This is a genomic window from Blautia segnis (genome assembly GCF_014287535.1).
Taxonomy (GTDB): Bacteria; Bacillota; Clostridia; order Lachnospirales; family Lachnospiraceae; genus Blautia_A; species Blautia_A acetigignens.
On the sequence record NZ_JACOOT010000027.1, the window covers coordinates 1 to 18,772 of the forward strand.

Genomic DNA, 18,772 nt, shown 5'->3' on the forward strand with positions numbered 1-18,772 from the left:
ACAAAACGTCATAAAACGCTAGTGAAATATGATTAATTTTAAAAATAAAAAAAGCCTGTCAGCCGCTAAATAAAAGGCTTTCAAGCTACAAGCAAACATGTGATGCTGCAAAACTGTGGAGTAACCGTATCATTCACTGCACTTACTTCGGATTCCTCGATCTTAGGGTTCTCATCCCCGGAAGCATTTTCTTCCTTATTCACTGTACTGACATTCTGCACGGCAGCTTCTTCACCAAACACGGTAACAGGCATTAGCGTCGAAACGCATAATGCCATCATCAATATCTGTTTCTTCATGAATCTGTATCTCCTTACTTGTCTGTTTTATGAAAAGTTCATCGTTTCTTACTCTTTCCGATAAACATCAGCTTCCCCCTGCTCTTTGTTTATCATATCACAGCCCCCTCTGGTTTTCAAACCCTAACCCCTATTTAAATTTTTTATTTTTTTAAAAAAACATTTGACAAATTACTCTTTATCGTGTAATATACATATTGTCGCTGATACAGATAGCGAAACATAAGAGATGCGATAGTGGCGTAGTTGGTAACGCGCGACCTTGCCAAGGTCGAGACCGCGGGTTCGAGCCCCGTCTATCGCTCTAAGGCTCCGATTGCATCGGAGCTTTTTTATTGCTTGTTCTATAAAAATTCTTTCTATAATAAAAGCCCTGCACTTTCAGGAAAGAATATCCGCATTCAAAAATGCATTCCGTCCGTTTTCCTGGTGCAGGGCTTATTTTTATTTGCTTTTAGTGGTGGAACAGTCTGATTCCGGTAAATGCCATGGCCATATTGTATTTGTTGCAGGTCTCAATGACATCTGCATCTCTTACAGATCCGCCTGGCTGTGCAATGTATTTCACACCGCTCTTGTGAGCTCTCTCAATATTATCGCTGAATGGGAAGAATGCATCAGATCCAAGCGTAACCTCTGTCATCTGATCCAGCCATGCCCGTTTCTCCTCTTTTGTAAATACAGATGGCTTTTCGGTAAAGGTCTTTTCCCAATTTCCATCTGCCAGAACATCCATATATTCATCCCCGATGTAAACGTCGATTGCATTGTCACGTTCTGCTCTTGAGATGGTATCTTTAAATGGAAGATTCAGAACCTTAGGGCTCTGACGAAGGAACCAGTTGTCTGCCTTCTGTCCTGCAAGACGTGTGCAGTGTACTCTGGACTGCTGTCCTGCTCCAACTCCGATTGCCTGTCCGTCTTTTACATAGCATACAGAATTGGACTGGGTATATTTCAGAACGATCAGAGAAACCTTCATATCACGCTTGGCTTCCTCAGATAATACTTTGTTTTCTGTTACAAGATTGGAAATCAATGCATCATCAATGGCAAGCTCCTGTCTTCCTTGCTCAAAGGTTACACCGAAAACCTGTTTATGTTCCAGCGGAGCAGGTACATATTCCGGGTCGATCTCGATCACGTTGTAGTTACCCTTTTTCTTCTGCTTCAGAATTTCAAGAGCTTCCTCTGTATATCCGGGAGCGATCACGCCATCGGATACTTCTCTCTTGATCAGAAGTGCTGTATCTTTGTCGCACACATCAGAGAGGGAAATGAAATCACCGAAGGAGGACATTCTGTCAGCACCTCTGGCACGGGCATAGGCGCAGGCAAGAGGGGAAAACTCTTTCCAGTTCATGTCGTTTACCCAGTAGATCTTCGCCAGGGTCTCTGTCAGCGGAAGTCCGATTGCTGCTCCTGCTGGAGAAACATGCTTGAAGGAAGTTGCTGCCGGAAGTCCGGTTGCTTTTTTCAGATCGCGCACCAGCTGCCAGCCGTTAAATGCATCCAGGAAGTTGATGTATCCAGGTCTTCCGGAAAGAACTTTGATGGGAAGCTCGCTTCCATCCTCCATGTAAATTCTGGAAGGTTTCTGGTTGGGATTGCAGCCATATTTTAATTCTAATTCTTTCATGCCAATTTCCTCCGTTTTATCCTCAAATTCATCCATTTCAAATGGAAAACTGTCTTTTTACTTTTATAAATCTTCTTCTCAGTGATTTTTGTTGATGATCTTTGTCTCATATTTTCCAGTTGCAATATCAATATATCTCACAAAAAGGGAAACCTTATTGTCTTCATTCAGGCTCTCCCACAGCATACCTGCAAATGCATCCATATCATCCGGGATGGCAACCAGCTTTGGCTCTCCCTCAAAACTTGGAAGAGGATTTCCATCGCATTTGTAGGTGTGGATGAAATGTCCCTCGCCAGCCTTGGCATTCTGGTATGCGAAGGTGTAGCGGTTGCAGGAGGAAGGATCTCCATTGTTGCTTTTCAGAATGGACATTGCGTAGCTGTAGCTTCCGTTCTCCACATGCATGATTCCGGAAATACGAGGCGTATAGTTCGGGCCGTCCGGCTCAAACTCTCTAGAACGCAGGGACTGCTCGAAAGTAAGCTGATGATCCATTCCCTCGTAAATGGTATCTGTCTGATCTCCGTTGGTCACGATTGTTTTATTTCCAAGTACGCGTACAGGTGCATAAATGATCAGGCTTGGATCTACCAGCTTGGAAGGATCAAAGGCCTGTGTACGGATTCCCTCTCCGTCCTCTACAAACACACGGTTGCGGCTGTTCTCGCTTCTTCCCATGATAAAATACGCGGTAACTGCCTTGGTTCCGTCAGCGGAGCGACCGATTACGATTCCTCTTCCCGGATAAGAATTCTCTTTCAGTTCTTTGTCAAGTGCTATCATTTCCATGCAGATGTTCTCCTTTCAAGATTAGAACGTATTATCCTGTGGTATAAAAAAACGCCTGGGAAGCCCTTCTTCCAGGCTGCCCAGGCGGTCGGCACAAATTCAGCACTGCACTCCCTGTGGGTATTCCCACGATCCGCCAGTCATGCAGTTCTTTTTTATACTACAATATTTCCAAAGGTATTTCAAGATGGAAAAAATTTTATTTATGCGGCAATTTTTTTGTAACGCTATGCATAAGAGAATTTCAGGAAATTCCCATAAGCCCCTGATCCACTGTGATCTGCGCTGCAATGTCCGCTTTCATCTGCTCCCAGGCATCCGGATGATCCACATAATATTTTGGGCACTCTTTGCCGGTTACATCATAATGGCGGATCACCTGCTCAGAGGTCAGTCCGAATCTGGCGCACAGCCAGGCAGTCAGCTTCACTGTAGAATCATAGGTTGCCTGCTCGAACACCCCAGTCTCGTCATTGTGGCAGCACTCAATGGAAATGGAGTCCACATTTCTGGAATTGGTGGCATAGGACATCTCCGAAGTAGGGATGCACTGGATCACTTCCCCCTCTAACCCAACCACAAAATGACTGCTCACCTTGGCCTCATGAGTAGTGGCAAGATTTTCAAAATAATCCCTGTTATTCTGGGCTGTGGCACCTGGATTGGCCGTATAATGAATGGCAATGTAATCCACCTCATTCAGAGGCAGCTGAGGTCTGGAATACTCATTGGGCGTCAGAAGCTGCACATCTATGTACGGTGCCCCCTGTTCCATCCACTGCTGCGGTCCGCTGCTGTCCGTATTTTCTGCTTCTGAAACCGTCCTCGCTGCCTGTTTATTTCTCTGGCCATGATACACCACCAAAATAATAATTCCAGTCAGCGCCAGCAGAAAAAGGAGGGCCAGAAGCGCCACTCTTTGGTTTCTCTGACGGGTTCTTCCCGCTTTGTCTAATTTTCTCTTTTTGTTAAAAGAGGGCCGCCTTGAAAAAGACGGCCCAGCAGATTTTCTTTTCATTTATTTGTCATCTACACTGTAGTTTGGTGCTTCTTTTGTAATGTGGATGTCATGCGGATGAGACTCTTTTAAGGAAGCAGCGGAAATCTTCACGAATTTACCGTTCTGCTTCAGAGCTTCAATGTTCTCAGCACCACAATAACCCATACCGGAACGAAGTCCTCCGATCAGCTGGAATACAGTATCCTCAAGGTGTCCCTTGTAAGCTACACGTCCTTCTACGCCTTCCGGTACAAGCTTCTTGGCATTCTCCTGGAAATAGCGGTCCTTGCTGCCGTTCTCCATGGCTGCAATGGATCCCATGCCACGATATACCTTGTATTTTCTTCCCTGGTACAGTTCGAATGTTCCCGGGCTCTCATCGCATCCGGCGAACATGCTTCCCATCATGCACACATTGGCTCCGGCTGCAATTGCCTTGGTAACATCTCCGGAGTACTTGATACCGCCGTCTGCAATAATCGGAATGCCGTAGCGCTTGGCAACCTCATAGCAGTCCATAACGGCTGTAATCTGCGGAACACCGATTCCGGCAACAACACGGGTCGTACAGATGGATCCAGGTCCGATACCAACCTTCACTGCATCTACGCCAGCATCGATCAGCGCCTTGGTAGCAGCTCCGGTAGCAACGTTGCCTGCAATAACCTGCAGTTCCGGATATGCTGCTTTGATTTCACGTACAGCACGGAGAATATTCTCTGAATGTCCGTGAGCGGAATCTACAACAATAACATCTACATTAGCCTTCACAAGAGCATCTACACGAGCCAGCACATTAGCTGTAATGCCAACAGCAGCACCGCAGAGCAGACGTCCCTGCTCATCTTTGGCAGCGAGAGGATATTTGATCTGTTTCTCGATGTCCTTGATGGTGATAAGACCCTTCAGGTTAAAATCATCATCTACAATGGGTAATTTCTCTTTGCGGGATTTCGCAAGGATCTGTTTCGCCTCTTCCAAGGTGATGCCTTCCTTGGCTGTGATCAGCCCCTCAGATGTCATGGACTCTTTGATCTTCTTGCTGAAATCTGTCTCAAACTTCAGATCACGGTTGGTAATAATACCTACTAACTTCTTGCCTTCTGTGATCGGGACTCCGGAAATACGGAATTTTGCCATTAAGTCATTGGCATCCTTCAGTGTATGCTCTGGAGATAAGAAAAACGGATCTGTGATAACTCCATTCTCAGAACGCTTAACCTTGTCCACCTCTTCTGCCTGAGCTTCGATAGACATGTTCTTGTGAATGATACCGATACCGCCCTGTCTTGCCATGGCGATTGCCATATTGTACTCAGTAACGGTGTCCATTCCTGCGCTCATCATGGGAATGTTCAGTTTAATCTTCTTTGTAAGGTAAGTTGAAACGTCAACCTGATTCGGGATTACTTTGGAATATGCCGGAACTAAAAGGACGTCATCAAAAGTAATACCTTCACCAATGATAGTACCCATTGCTTTTCCTCCCTTGTCTTATAGTAACTTTTGGTTTGTAGATTAGTGTAGCAAAAAACTAAAAAGGTGTCAATCCAGTAAATTAATCCAAAAATACCTTGCTGGGAGCGGTATTTCTCATGGTTTTTGCCAATGTTTCATCTGGCTCAATGATTACCTTACAGGTATCTGCACCATCACGGGCAATAATCGCGAAGCGCTTATGTTCAGGATTTCCAGAAGAAAAATCCTGTATTTTCAGCTTCTGATTGCTGTTGTAATAGTCCATTCTGTGGGAGTTAAGAGGTGCCATCAGATCACATTCTGAAATGTTTAAGTTCTTTACTCTTTTTCGTTTGGACTTGGCCATGATCTTGTCAATGTCAAGCTCTCCGTTGACAAACAGGTACTCAAATTCCAGGTCTGTGCCGGGAATGACTACAAAGTAGGCCACAATGCCAAGTGCGATGGCCACAAAAAGAAGCAGGGGCATAAATAAAATTCCTGCCAGGCCGAAGATCACAACCAGTGCGATCATTCCGCCCTTCATCAGCTTGTCCTTCATGGTCCGCTCTTTTTTGACAAGCAGTTCTGAATACAAATCACTCATATTACTGTTCTCCTTTGTTTCTAAAATTAAGCATTAGTATAACACACAAAAGGGCCAGCGTCTATGACACCGACCCTCTCTAATTCTAAACTTTTAGTGAATTGTTGTAAAATCTCCAGGACTTTTTATTACATCATGCCCATACCCTGGCCGCCTGCTGGCATTGCCGGAGCATCCTCTTTGATATTTGCAACAACAGATTCTGTTGTAAGCAGAGTAGATGCAACGCTTGTTGCGTTCTGAAGAGCGCTTCTTGTAACCTTTGCAGGATCCAGGATACCCTCGTCTACCATGTTTACATATTTCTCATTCAGAGCATCAAAACCAACGCCTGGCTCAGACTCTCTTACTTTGTTGATAATGACTGCGCCTTCAAGGCCAGCGTTTGCTGCAATGCGGAACAGCGGAGCTTCCAGTGCTTTCAGAATGATGTTTGCACCAGTCTTCTCATCTCCCTCAAGTTCAGCTGCAAGCTTTGCAACCTCTTTGGAAGCGTGGATGTATGCGGAACCGCCGCCTGCGATGATTCCCTCTTCCACTGCTGCTCTGGTAGCTGCAAGAGCATCTTCCATACGAAGCTTAGCCTCTTTCATCTCTGTCTCAGTAGCTGCACCAACACGTACAACTGCTACGCCGCCTGCCAGTTTTGCAAGTCTTTCCTGAAGTTTCTCTCTGTCGAAATCAGATTTTGTCTCCTCGATCTGAGCACGGATCTGAGCAACACGGTTTGCGATCTGATCCTTGTCGCCCATACCATCAACGATAACAGTTGTCTCCTTTGCAACCTTAACGGATTTTGCACGTCCTAACTGAGCCATTGTAGCATCTTTCAGTTCCAGGCCAACCTCATCAGAGATTACAGTACCGCCTGTAAGGATTGCGATATCCTGAAGCATTTCTTTTCTTCTGTCGCCATAGCCAGGAGCTTTGACAGCTACTACCTGGAAGGTTCCTCTTAATTTGTTTACGATAAGTGTTGTAAGAGCCTCGCCCTCAACGTCCTCAGCGATGATGAGAAGTTTTGCGCCAGCCTGTACGATCTGCTCCAGTAACGGAAGAACTTCCTGGATGTTGGAAATCTTCTTGTCTGTGATCAGGATGTATGGATCTTCAAGAGTTGCTTCCATTTTCTCCATATCAGTAGACATATATGCGGAAATGTATCCGCGGTCAAACTGCATACCTTCTACCAGGTCAAGCTCTGTATGCATGGTCTTGGACTCTTCTACAGTGATAACGCCGTCATTGGAAACCTTCTCCATTGCATTTGCAACAAGCTCTCCAACCTCTTTGTCACCAGCGGAAATAGATGCAACGTTTGCGATCTGTTTCTTTCCGCTTACTTTCTGGCTCATATTCTTGATTGCTTCTACAGCAGCGTCAGTTGCCTTCTTCATACCGCGTCTCATAACGATCGGGTTCGCACCTGCTGCAAGATTCTTCATTCCTTCGTGAACCATTGACTGAGCAAGTACAGTAGCAGTTGTAGTACCATCACCAGCTACGTCATTTGTCTTGGATGCAACCTCTTTGATCAGCTGAGCACCCATGTTCTCAAAAGCATCCTCAAGCTCGATTTCTTTTGCAATTGTAACACCATCGTTTGTAATAAGCGGAGCACCGAACTGTTTGTCAAGTACTACGTTTCTTCCTTTCGGTCCAAGTGTTACTCTAACGGTATCAGCCAGTTTATTTACACCAGCCTCTAATGCTGTTCTGGCTTCTGCGCCATATTTAATCTCTTTTGCCATGATAAATCAATCCTCCTGTTTTCCTACTTTTGCGGCTATTATTTTACAATTGCAAGGATATCACTCTGTTTTACGATAATATACTCTTCGTTGTCAAGCTTTACCTCTGTTCCTGAATATTTGGAATAGATAACCTTGTCTCCTACAGCAACTTCCATTTTTACTTCTTTACCATCCACAACTCCGCCAGGTCCTACAGCGATTACTTCTGCCTGCTGTGGCTTCTCCTGAGCCTGTCCCGGAAGAACAATACCGGATTTGGTTGTTTCTTCTGCTTCTAACTGTTTTAATACAACTCTGTCACCTAATGGAACTAATTTCATGATCTATTTCCTCCTTTAGATTTCTTTCTTTCTATGATTTACTAGCACTCATTATTATCGAGTGCTAACTACTGTCCATTATATTATTGAATTATTGCTTTTTGTGCAACTCTTTTCATTGTTGTATTTTTAAGTATATTCTTTCTTATACTCATTTATTCTTTTATTTTCTCTTATTTTCTCACTTTTATAATTTTCTGAAATTTTCACACAGGATTCTTTACGCAGAAAAAAAGCTGACCCTTTCCGCAAAAACAGGCACGCATATATTCTATGCAGCTTTTCCGCAAAAAAATCAGCTTTTGTATTTTCGTACTATGTGTGGTGCAGGAAAGCACCTTTCTTCTCAGGCTTTCTTATTTCTCTGTGCCTTGATCTCCTCAAGCTCATCGAAAATAACCTCATTGAGAACCTTGATATAAGTTCCCTTCATGCCGGAAGAACGGGATTCAATAACCCCTGCACTCTCAAACTTGCGCAGTGCATTGACGATAACGGATCTGGTAATGCCTACCCGGTCTGCAATCTTGCTTGCTACAAGAATTCCCTCGTCTCCGTCCAGCTCATCAAAAATATGGATGATGGCTTCCAGTTCAGAGAAGGAAAGGGTATTAAACGCAGACTTCACAACCTGTTTCTTACGGTCCTCCTCCGCATTCTCCTCGTGTACGGCACGCATCATCTCAAGTCCAACGACTGTGGTGCCGTATTCGCTGACAATAATATCCTCAATGTCGTAAGGATTGTCCTTGCGGTACATAAACACGGTTCCAAGACGCTCTCCTGCAATATCGATAGGATTGATGATTCCCTGATAACTGCTGGAAACATGCTCAAAGCCCAGTGTCTGAAGATTCACATTCTCCTTGGTGGACAGAACTCCCAGAAATCTCTCGTTGAGAAGAGGGTCAACATGACCGCCAACCTCATCTGCAATCAGTTCCTGTATCTCCTCAACACCAGGGCAGAAGCTTACGCCAAGCACCTTCCCTTTCTTGCTGAGAACAAGGATATTAGAACTTAAAGTGTCCATCAGGACCTGACAGATATCGTTAAATACCACCTTACTGGAACTGCTGTTGTGCAGAAGCTTATTGATTTTTCTAGTTTTATCAAGTAACTGAACGCTCATTTTGTCCTCCCTTCGCTTTTGTTCCGTAAAATTCACTTGTTACCCTAATACTACACGTTTTTCGAACTATTTACAAGCTATTTTTTACTATTTTTCAATTTTGTTTAGCTTTTCTGAAAATATAACGTTTTTGGAACTATTCACCAAACAACATCAGTAATCGGTTTCCGGTTTTTGCTTCCAAAAACGTACAAAAAATCTCCCCGCCAGGCGGCAGGGAGACATTTTATCCATTTATCATTCAGACTTCAGCACTTCTTAGTCTTCTTTTTCTTCCTTTGGCTTAGGCTCCACGTAGCTGCAGGTTTCCTGGCTGCACACCAGCTTATTGCCTTTCTCTACCATGTAGCTTCCGCAAACCGGACATTTCTTGTCAGACGGCTTCTGCCAGGACATGAAATCGCACTCCGGATTATCCTCACAGCCGTAGTACTTACGGCCTTTTTTCGTCTTTTTCAGGACTACTTCCTTGCCGCATTTCGGGCAGGCTACGCCAATCTTCTCGTAGTATGGCTTGGTATTTCTGCATTCCGGGAAACCCGGGCAGGCAAGAAATCTTCCGTGAGGACCATATTTGATCACCATATGGCGTCCGCAGCTGTCACAGACCACATCGGTCTCCTCGTCATGGATGTCCACCTTCTCAAGCTCTTCCTGTGCTGCATCCACATCATGCTTCAGATCCGGGTAGAAATTGCGCACAACGGTCTTCCACTGGACAGTGCCATTCTCCACGCAGTCAAGAAGCCCTTCCATAGTCGCGGTGAAATTCACATCCACAATACTTGGAAATGCCTGCTTCATAATGCTGTTTACCACTTCACCAAGCTCTGTCACATACAGGTTGCGCTGCTCCTTGGAAACATAGCGGCGGCTGATAATGGTGGTAATGGTTGGCGCATAGGTACTTGGACGTCCGATTCCAAGCTCCTCCATGGTCTTAACCAGGGAAGCCTCTGTATAATGTGCCGGCGGCTGGGTAAAATGCTGCTCCGGCTTTAATTCCTTTAAATTCAGTTTCATGCCCTTGGTAAGGCTCTGGCTGAGCACATTGCTCTTCTTCATATCCTCTTCCTGCATGTACACGGAAAGGAAACCGTCAAATGCCACCTTTGAGGCAGATACGGTAAAGGTATATTCCCCGCCGGAAACCTTTACGGAAGTGGTTTCATATCTGGCTGGAGCCATGCGGCTTGCAGTAAAGCGCTTCCAGATCAGCTGATAAAGGCGGAACTGGTCCCTGGTCAGGGATTCTTTGATCTGTACAGGCGTACGGCTGATGTCAGTAGGACGAATGGCCTCATGGGCATCCTGGATCTTCTGTCCCTTCTTCACGGTCTTGGCAGCTTCAGACACATAGTTCTCCCCGTACTGGCTGCCGATATAGCTTCTTGCCGCAGCATCCGCCTCATCGGAAATACGGACGGAATCGGTACGAAGATAGGTGATCACACCCACAGTGCCGCTTCCCTTAATGTCAACGCCCTCATAAAGCTGCTGCGCCAGACGCATGGTCTTCTGGGTGGAAAAATTCAGGGTCTTGGAAGCCTCCTGCTGCAGGGTACTGGTGGTAAACGGCAGGGGAGCATTCTTAATTCTTTCCCCCTTCTTTACCTCGGAGATCTCGAACTCCTCATCTTTCAGATTCTCAAGGATGGCATCCATCTCTGCCTTGTTATGGATATCCATCTTCTTGTCTGTTCCATAGAATTTGGCTTCCAGAGGCTTCTTCTCCCCGTCTACCAGAAATTCTCCGGATAAGCTCCAGTACTCTTCCGGAATGAAAGAGTTGATCTCTTCTTCCCTGTCACAGATGATTCGAAGAGCCACAGACTGTACACGGCCTGCACTTAAGCCTCTTTTTACCTTTGCCCACAGAAGGGGGCTGATGGTATATCCAACCATACGGTCCAGCATTCTTCTTGCCTGCTGCGCATCCACAAGGTTCATGTTCAGGCCTCTTGCGTGCTTCAGGGAATCCTTTACTGCAGTTTTGGTGATCTCGTTGAAGGTGATTCGGTGCATTTTGTCCGGATCCTCCTTCAGAGCCTGCATCAGATGCCAGGAAATGGCCTCTCCCTCACGGTCAGGGTCAGTTGCAAGATAAATCTTATCTGCCTTCTTGGCTGCCTTGCGAAGCTTGGCAAGCAGCTCGCCCTTTCCACGGATGGTAATGTATTTCGGCTCGAAATCATTCTCCACATCTATTCCAAACTGACTCTTGGGAAAATCACGCACATGGCCGTTGGAAGCCTCCACATCATAATTTGCCCCAAGAAATTTCTTTATTGTCTTTACTTTTGCAGGTGACTCAACTATCACCAGATATTTAGCCATACTACCTCTCCTACTTTGTATTCATATTGCGCAGCTGCTTGCTTACCAGCTACTGTCCGCCCCGGGCACAATAACCTTAACCAATCCTTTCACAGCTGCCATATTTTCGCCGGATGCAGATCAGTTCTCTGGCACCCGGCAATATTTTCTTCCTGTCTCCTGCACCAGCCCCATAAGCTGTAATTCCGTGAGAATGGTGCAGACCTTTGCTGCTGAAAAGCCTGTTTTTCTTATGATATGATCCATATTTTCAGGTCGTAAATCGAGACCACTATACACCAAATCCAAATCCGGCGCAAGCCCCAACTTCTTTTTTTGTATATTTGCAGGAGGATTTTCCACCTGGATTCCCCACTCCATCAACATGATCTCCGGAGTGTAGGCAATGCCTGCGCCGTCAAAAATCAGCTTGTTGCAGCCCCGGCTCAGCTCATCTGTCACAGCCCCCGGCACTGCGTAAACACTGTGTCCATGCTCCAAGGCAAAGTTTGCTGTGATCAGGGAACCGCTCTGTTCCTTTGCCTCCACCACAAGTACTGCATCTGAAAGGGCGCTGATGATCCGGTTTCTTGCAGGAAATGTCCAGTTCTGGGGCTTTGTTCCAGGGGGAAGCTCACTGATGATTCCGCCGCCCTTTTCCAGAATCCGCTCATAAAGCCGGCGGTTGGATTCCGGATAGCACACATCCACGCCGCTTCCCAGGACAGCAAAGGTAGGCGTATCCGTATCCAGTGCTCCCTTATGCCCCTCCGAATCAATTCCTCTGGCCATGCCGCTTATGATCTGCACGCCATGCTCTGCCATAGTCCTTGCATACTTAAATGCCTGGCATCTTCCGTAAGGGCTGCTCATTCTTGCCCCCACAACTGCTGCCGAAGGCTTTGCCGGATCCGGCAGGTTTCCAATATAGTACAGCTTTTTCGGCATGCCGGTAAGCTTTTTCAGCCGCTCCGGAAAGTTCGCATCCTCCCTGTTTACCCAGTGTATTTCGTATTTCTTCCTTTCTTCCATTCTAAAATACCTCCAAAAGCTCTTTTTTATGAATACTTCTTCCGGCATCATTTGTATTTTTTATCAAATGCCCTGTAAGTAAGAGCTTCCGCAACATGTCTGGAATGGATTTCCTCCTCCCCCTCCATGTCCGCAATGGTTCTGGAAACCTTCAGGATCCTGTGGTAGGAACGGGCACTTAAATCCATCAGTTCAAACGCATTCTGGGCCATCTTAAAGGCATGCTCAGTGAGCACGCAGTATTTTTGGATCTGTTTGCCGGACAGCTCCCCATTGAAACAGATCGGCTCCTTTTCATACCGTTTGCTTTGGATCTGCCGGACCCGTTCCACTCTTTCCCGGATCACGGCAGAGCTCTCACCCGGCTTTACACAGGAAATCTGGGAAAAATCCACAGGCGGCACATCTGCGCAAAGGTCGATTCGTTCCAGAAGGGGCTGGCTTAGCTTATGAAGATAATGGCTCACCTCTCCCGGACTGCACCTGCATTTGTTCATATCCGGGTAGTACCCGCAGGGACAGGGATTCATAGCTGCCACCAGAATAAATCCTGCCGGAAACACATAGGTTCCGCTTGCCCGGGAAAGCTGGATCTGCTTATCCTCCAAAGGCTGGCGCAGCACCTCCAGTCCTCTTCTGGAAAATTCCGGCATCTCATCCAGAAACAGAACGCCTCTGTGGGCCAGCGTCACCTCGCCTGGTCCTGGAATTTTTCCGCCGCCAGCAAGGGAGGCCGCAGAGCTGGTGTGGTGAGGGCTGCGGAAGGGCCTTGCCCGGATCAAGGGCCTTTTGGGGGTTAAAAGTCCTGCCACGCTGTAGATTTTGGTCAGCTCCAGGCTTTCCTCAAAGGTAAGGGAGGGCATGATCGTTGGAATTCTTCTTGCCAGCATGGTTTTGCCTGTTCCAGGAGGCCCGATAAACAGGATATTGTGAAATCCGCTGACTGCAATTTCGGCTGCCCGCCTGGCGCTTTCCTGTCCGCAGATCTCCATGAAATCTGCCTGGGTCTGTTCTTCCAGTGCCCTCCCTTCTTCGCCTGTCTGTTCCTGTTTGAAGCTGTCCGGATCTGCAAGAAAGTTCACCATTTCCGTTATATTTCTCACCCCGATCACCTTCATGTCCCGCACAAGCCTGGCTTCCTCCAGATTTCCAAAAGGGACCATACAGTATCTGCACCCCAGCTCCCTGGCCCGGATCACCCTTGGCAGCACCCCGGAAACACTTCTTACCTCACCGCTTAAGCTGATTTCCCCCATAAGCATCGCCCCGTTCAACTGCTTTGGCTCCAGAAAACCAGATGCACCAAGCACTGCTGCCGCCACGGGAAGGTCAAAGCCTGCCCCTTCTTTTCTTAAGTCAGCAGGTGCCAAATTCACCGTCACTCTTTTGGGCGGCAGGCTGATGCCGTTGTTGCGAAGGGCTGTGCGCACCCGGTCCTGAGCCTCCTTCACCTGTGTGCTTGGAAACCCAACCATAGTAAAACAGGGAAGCCCGTCACTGACATCCGCTTCCACATTCACCGGACAAACTTCCATCCCGGAAATTGCCGCTGACATTACACTTGCAAACAAATTTTTTCCTTTCTGCAGACACCGTTCCTCCCCGATTCCAAAACGATTCTGCCATTTCAATGTCTCCCTGGAATATAAACGAGTAAAAGATCAAAAGATATGATAAAAAGATATATAAAATTTATTATAGCCCATTTTGCTCTGTATTGCAATAGTGCATTTCGTTCTGATTTATACTTTTTGAAATTACAGAAGAAAAAGAGGTGAACCCATGAAATTTCAGCGAATTCAGGATCTGAGAACAGACGCTGACCTGTCTCAGAAGCAGATCAGTGAGATTCTCCACATCAGCCAGCGTTCCTATTCTCATTACGAAACAGGCTCACGGAATATTCCCATCGAAATGCTGATCCGTCTGGCCAACTACTATGAAACCAGTATTGATTATCTGGTAGGCCGCACTGACAAGAAGAAAATGCCAAAATAAGGGGGAAAACTGATTTCCCCCCTCACATCTGCCCTCTTTTCAAAGGGCAACACCTCTTTTATTCTCTACTCGCCTTCACTTCGGCGTTGTTCCTCTGTATCTGCGATTTTGGAAATGTTGGCCACCTCATATTCATTGAAAATATACCCCTGATTGTTGTCAAAAGTCTCCGGATCCTCCGTTCCCTTGTACCAGGATTTGCTGTTAAAGTAGTCTGCGATCCTTGGCGTCACAAACTTCCTGCCGTGCCGGGCATAAATCTCATTTTTCGCAAGCTCCAGCTCAGAAGAAGAATATCCCTCCAGATCCGCATCTGTGAGATAGCGGCTGTCGCTGTCCGGGAAAATATAATCCCGGTCTGCAATGTCCCCGCTTACGGACGCAGTAGGAGTCGGCGCAGCTGCAGCTGTATTCTGTTCCCTTGTAAGCACCTCATCCACAGAAGGAGACATGCCTGCTCCGTCAGCGATCTGGGTCGTGCTAAGCTTCAGATAAAGCTTGCCCTGGTCAAAGGTCATATTTCCGCTGACCTTATTGCCCCAGGAATCCGTAAAGGAAATCTTCGCTGCATTTCCTGCAACCTTGGCTGTGCCGGAGGCTTCGCTCACCTTAGTGCCTGCGCTGTCAGAGGCCTGGGAAAAAGAATAGGAAACAGACTTCAGGGTCAGCTCCTCAATATTCAGACACGCCAGGCCGTCCTTACTGTACCACATTCCATAGTAATCATTTGCATCAAAAGCAGGCGCACGCGTAATAACCGGTGTCGGCGTTACCGTAGCAGTCGGCTCCGGAGTAGGCGTAGCAGTTACCGCCGGAGTGGGCGTCACCGTAGGAACCTTTTCCAGTGCCTCAATGGCCGCATTCTTCTGCTGCTCCTTCTGCAGCTTCTTTTTGTGCTCGGCAAACAGAAGGCCGGCAGCCCCGATCATAATAAATATGGCAATCAGCGCAAACAAAGTTGCCCGAAGCACGTCTTTGTTATGCTTTTTCATACGCAGTTACCTCCTTGGAAAACAGGTTTACTCCTGTCCGTTCCAGCAATAAGTGCAAAGCTTGCATGGTTCAATGTCAATGGATTTCTTCAGGTCATCCAGGCGATGATATTTCAGGGATGTGAAATTCAGCTCGCTGCGGATTTCCTCCAGCATTTCCTTATAGTTGGTGGAATCCGGATTTGCATAGTCCTGCAGGATCTTATCGGACACATTGTCTCCCTCACGCTTTGCGATCACACGTCTTGTGATCAGATCCATCTCGGATTTGGAGCGGGAGAAATTCAGGTACTTGCATCCATATAAAAGCGGCGGACATGCCGGACGGATATGCACCTCCTTGGCACCGTTGTTGTAAAGGAATTCTGTTGTCTCACGAAGCTGGGTTCCCCTTACAATAGAGTCATCGATCATCAGAAGGCTCTTATCCTTAATCAGTTTATGTACCGGAATCAGTTTCATTCTTGCGATCAGATTTCTCTGGCTCTGCTGGGTCGGCATAAAAGATCTGGGCCAGGTTGGAGTATATTTGATAAACGGCCGTGCAAAAGGCACCCCGGAACGGTTGGCATAGCCGATGGCATGGGCAATACCGGAATCCGGCACGCCTGCAACCAGGTCCGGATTTACCTCCCCCGCATCTCTTCCTGCCAGAATGTCACCGCATTTATAACGCATTTCCTCTACATTCACACCCTCATAGGTGGAAGTCGGATAGCCGTAATATACCCACAGGAAGGAACAGATCCGCATCTTATCCCCTGGCTTTTGCAGCACCTTTACGCCTTCCGGGGTGATAAAGTCGATTTCCCCTGGTCCTAACTCCTTCAGATCCTCATATCCCAGATTGATATAGGCATGGCTTTCAAAGGAGGCACAGCAGGCATCCTCTTTCTTTCCGATTACAAGAGGAGTTCGTCCGTAACGGTCACGGGCTGCGTAAATGCCATCTCCTGTCATCAAAAGCAATGTCATGGAACCCTCGATCATCTCCTGGGCATAGCGGATTCCCTCCACTATGCTGTCCTTCTGGTTGATCAGGGCCGCCGTCACCTCTGTAGGATTCACGCTGCCGCCGCTCATTTCCAGAAAATGGGTATGTCCATCGCGGAAGCATTTCTCCACCAATGCTTCTATATTATTGATCTTGCCAACTGTGGTGATGGCAAAATTTCCCAGATGGGAGCGCACCAGAAGAGGCTGGGGCTCGTTGTCAGAAATACAGCCGATTCCCAGATTGCCTTCCATCTCTGCCACATCCTTGTCAAACTTGGTACGAAACGGAGAATTCTCAATATTATGGATCACGCGGTTAAATCCGCTCGCTTTTCCATATACTGCCATTCCACCTCTTCTTGTTCCCAGATGGGAGTGATAATCAATTCCAAAAAACAGATCCATTACACAATCAGACTTTGACGCAACACCAAAAATTCCACCCATTTTTCCTAAGTCTCCTTATTTTTTCTCCTTTATAACGCCTTTTCTGTAGGCCTCCAAAAGCTGTTTCAGCTCCTGAATTCGTTCTTTGAGTGCCTTGCCGTTATCGGTGTCCCCCACAAGAGCCCTTCTTGGATTGTAGCGCACAGCCACACGGTTTGACACAATGTCCCTCTCTGTCGCCACTGCATCCTCTGCTGAGGTAAAAGGCTCATGTGCAGTCAGGCTTAAGCCGTAGGAACTGTAGATCAGAGTATATCCGGCAATACCGGTTACATTCCGGTACGCCTCACAGAAACCGCCGTCAATGACGATCACCTTGCCGCCGCACTTCACCGGATTTTCTCCCTCCAACTGGTGCACAGGCACATGACCATTGATAATATGCCCGTTCTCCGGGTCAAGCCCGAATTCCTCAAGCATACGGTTCACCACCTCTTCATTCTCCCAGAGATGGTAGTAGGCATTCTTTTTCTCCCTGTGTGTCTCCTTGTCTGCGATAAAATACCGCTCAAAGGTTGTCATCTTATCTTTTCCATAAAGAGGAGAGTTTGGTCCCGCCCAGATGTACCACAAAATATCCTGGCTGTCCTTCTGCTCCTTCTCGTCTACGGTAAAAAATGCTTTTCTTACGTAGGCTTCCAGTTTATCATAAAGTGCCTTGCCTTTACAAGTCTCTCCGTAAATCTGAACCTCCTTGAAGGTTCCGTCCTCATTCAGGGGAATGCTTCCATGGAATAGAAGATTGCCGTTATAGGTCTTGTAAAGCCCGCCCTTGTCCAGAAGAAGCTGCATATGGTTCTGAAGCTTCTCACAGTTGCGGAAGGCTGAGGTCAGACGCTCCATCACATCTTTTTCCCCATCTGTCAGCTCATAAGGATGTTCCCAGTCGATGGTCGGGAAATTGTGGTCCAGAAGCTCATGCACGCTTCCGTCCGGCAGCCTTACCGTTCCCTCCACAGGATCAATTCCTTCCAGCACGCAGCGGTTCTCCATGTGAAAATCCGGATGCTCCTTGGCCAGGGCACCCTCCAGCTTAAACTGGATCATGGCGATGGCCTTGTGCATCTTCCGGCTCAGTTCCTTCTCCAGTGCATTGTAATTGGAAGGATTTCCATGCACCTCAAAAACCTGGCAGGGATCATCCCCGTACACCTCCATGGCAAACGCAGCCAGAGGCATCATATTGATTCCGTATCCATCCTCCAGAATGTCCAGATTGCCGTAGCGGATGCTGTTTCGGATCACCGTTGCCATGCAGGCAGCCTGTCCCACAGCGGCTCCCATCCACACCACGTCATGGTTTCCCCACTGGATGTCAAGGGAATGGTAATCCATCAAGCGATCCATGATAAAGTGCGGGCCAGGTCCTCTGTCATAAATATCCCCAAGCACATGAAGATGATCCACAACCAGTCTCTGGATCAGCTCTGCAAGGGCAATGATGAAATTCTCCGCTCTTCCAATGTCAATAATGGTATCCACAATGGAGTCGTAATAAGCTTCCTTGTCCAGAACCTCTGCCTTCTCCGTGATCAGTTCCTCGATCACATAGGCGTAATCAGCAGGCAGGGCCTTGCGTACCTTGGATCTGGTATATTTGGAGGCAGTCGTCTTGCACAGCTCGATCAGACGGTACAGGGTGATCTTGTACCAGTTCTCCATGTCCGTCTCTTTTTTCTTCACATAGGCAATCTTTTCCTTGGGATAGTACACAAGAGTTGCCAGGGAACGTTTGTCACTGTTGCTTAAGGTATGACCGAATACATCGTCTATTTTCTTTCGCACTGCACCAGAGCCATTGCGGAGCACATGGGAAAAAGCCTCATACTCTCCATGGATATCGGAAAGGAAATGCTCGGTTCCCTTTGGCAGATTGAGAATAGACTGAAGGTTGATGATCTCTGTGGATGCCTTGCCAATGGTGGGGTAAAGCTCCGCCAGACGTTGTAAATAGCGCAGTTCTTCTGTCTTCATGAAACCTCCTGTTATC

General features: G+C 47.1%; 16 protein-coding genes, 1 tRNA gene and 1 riboswitch. Of the genes, 2 read left to right on the top strand and 15 right to left on the bottom strand.

Annotated features, from left to right (window positions below; all coding sequences use genetic code 11):
- Positions 1-80: 80 nt before the first annotated feature.
- Positions 81-299 carry a hypothetical protein gene (locus H8S54_RS11770; protein WP_186901550.1) on the bottom strand — a complete coding sequence of 73 codons (219 nt, stop codon included), beginning with the start codon at positions 297-299 and terminating at the stop codon, positions 81-83.
- Between the two features lie 231 nt (positions 300-530).
- Here H8S54_RS11770 and H8S54_RS11775 point away from each other — a divergent pair.
- A tRNA-Gly gene (locus H8S54_RS11775) sits at positions 531-603 on the top strand.
- A gap of 150 nt (positions 604-753) precedes the next feature.
- On the opposite strand, the gene H8S54_RS11780 is transcribed toward H8S54_RS11775, so the two are convergent.
- From H8S54_RS11780 to H8S54_RS11830, 11 genes are all read right to left on the bottom strand, one after another.
- A complete protein-coding gene (locus H8S54_RS11780) occupies positions 754-1,974 on the bottom strand; it encodes a phosphoribosylaminoimidazolecarboxamide formyltransferase (RefSeq protein WP_021924944.1) in 1,221 nt (406 codons plus the stop codon).
- Positions 1,975-2,016: 42 nt separating this feature from the next.
- Entirely contained in the window at positions 2,017-2,730 is a 714-nt protein-coding gene (locus H8S54_RS11785) for an IMP cyclohydrolase (RefSeq protein ID WP_117854094.1), read from the bottom strand.
- A 71-nt stretch (positions 2,731-2,801) separates the two neighbouring features.
- A riboswitch (ZMP/ZTP riboswitch) is annotated at positions 2,802-2,884 on the bottom strand.
- A gap of 90 nt (positions 2,885-2,974) precedes the next feature.
- The gene (locus tag H8S54_RS11790) at positions 2,975-3,748 is read right to left on the bottom strand and encodes a peptidoglycan recognition protein family protein (protein ID WP_186901551.1); all 774 of its coding nucleotides are present in this window, start codon (positions 3,746-3,748) and stop codon (positions 2,975-2,977) included.
- Entirely contained in the window at positions 3,749-5,206 is a 1,458-nt protein-coding gene (gene guaB / locus H8S54_RS11795; RefSeq protein ID WP_021924947.1) for an IMP dehydrogenase, read from the bottom strand.
- Positions 5,207-5,288: 82 nt separating this feature from the next.
- Entirely contained in the window at positions 5,289-5,795 is a 507-nt protein-coding gene (locus tag H8S54_RS11800) for a DUF6106 family protein (protein ID WP_021924948.1), read from the bottom strand.
- A gap of 128 nt (positions 5,796-5,923) precedes the next feature.
- Entirely contained in the window at positions 5,924-7,546 is a 1,623-nt protein-coding gene (gene groL, locus H8S54_RS11805) for a chaperonin GroEL (protein ID WP_117854097.1), read from the bottom strand.
- A 38-nt stretch (positions 7,547-7,584) separates the two neighbouring features.
- Positions 7,585-7,869, bottom strand: a complete 285-nt coding sequence (gene groES, locus H8S54_RS11810) for a co-chaperone GroES (protein ID WP_021924276.1) — start codon at positions 7,867-7,869, stop codon at positions 7,585-7,587.
- Between the two features lie 346 nt (positions 7,870-8,215).
- Entirely contained in the window at positions 8,216-9,001 is a 786-nt protein-coding gene (gene codY, locus H8S54_RS11815; protein ID WP_021924275.1) for a GTP-sensing pleiotropic transcriptional regulator CodY, read from the bottom strand.
- Positions 9,002-9,259: 258 nt separating this feature from the next.
- Positions 9,260-11,338: a type I DNA topoisomerase gene (gene topA / locus H8S54_RS11820; protein ID WP_021924274.1), complete on the bottom strand. Its 2,079-nt coding sequence runs from the start codon at positions 11,336-11,338 to the stop codon at positions 9,260-9,262.
- Positions 11,339-11,458: 120 nt separating this feature from the next.
- Positions 11,459-12,349 (bottom strand): DNA-processing protein DprA, encoded by an 891-nt coding sequence (dprA, locus tag H8S54_RS11825; protein WP_186901552.1) that lies wholly within the window; start codon positions 12,347-12,349, stop codon positions 11,459-11,461.
- 47 nt (positions 12,350-12,396) lie between these two features.
- Positions 12,397-13,980, bottom strand: a complete 1,584-nt coding sequence (locus H8S54_RS11830; protein ID WP_021924272.1) for a YifB family Mg chelatase-like AAA ATPase — start codon at positions 13,978-13,980, stop codon at positions 12,397-12,399.
- A 151-nt stretch (positions 13,981-14,131) separates the two neighbouring features.
- Between H8S54_RS11830 and H8S54_RS11835 the strand changes: the two genes are divergently transcribed.
- The gene (locus H8S54_RS11835) at positions 14,132-14,347 is read left to right on the top strand and encodes a helix-turn-helix domain-containing protein (RefSeq protein WP_021924271.1); all 216 of its coding nucleotides are present in this window, start codon (positions 14,132-14,134) and stop codon (positions 14,345-14,347) included.
- A 65-nt stretch (positions 14,348-14,412) separates the two neighbouring features.
- On the opposite strand, the gene H8S54_RS11840 is transcribed toward H8S54_RS11835, so the two are convergent.
- The 3 genes from H8S54_RS11840 to H8S54_RS11850 are packed head-to-tail and all read right to left on the bottom strand — an operon-like array spanning position 14,413 to position 18,756.
- Positions 14,413-15,339 (bottom strand): YARHG domain-containing protein, encoded by a 927-nt coding sequence (locus H8S54_RS11840; RefSeq protein WP_021924270.1) that lies wholly within the window; start codon positions 15,337-15,339, stop codon positions 14,413-14,415.
- A gap of 27 nt (positions 15,340-15,366) precedes the next feature.
- Entirely contained in the window at positions 15,367-16,782 is a 1,416-nt protein-coding gene (locus H8S54_RS11845) for an amidophosphoribosyltransferase (protein WP_186901553.1), read from the bottom strand.
- A 15-nt stretch (positions 16,783-16,797) separates the two neighbouring features.
- Entirely contained in the window at positions 16,798-18,756 is a 1,959-nt protein-coding gene (locus H8S54_RS11850) for a fructose-1,6-bisphosphatase (RefSeq protein WP_117854105.1), read from the bottom strand.
- Between the last annotated feature and the right edge of the window lie 16 nt (positions 18,757-18,772).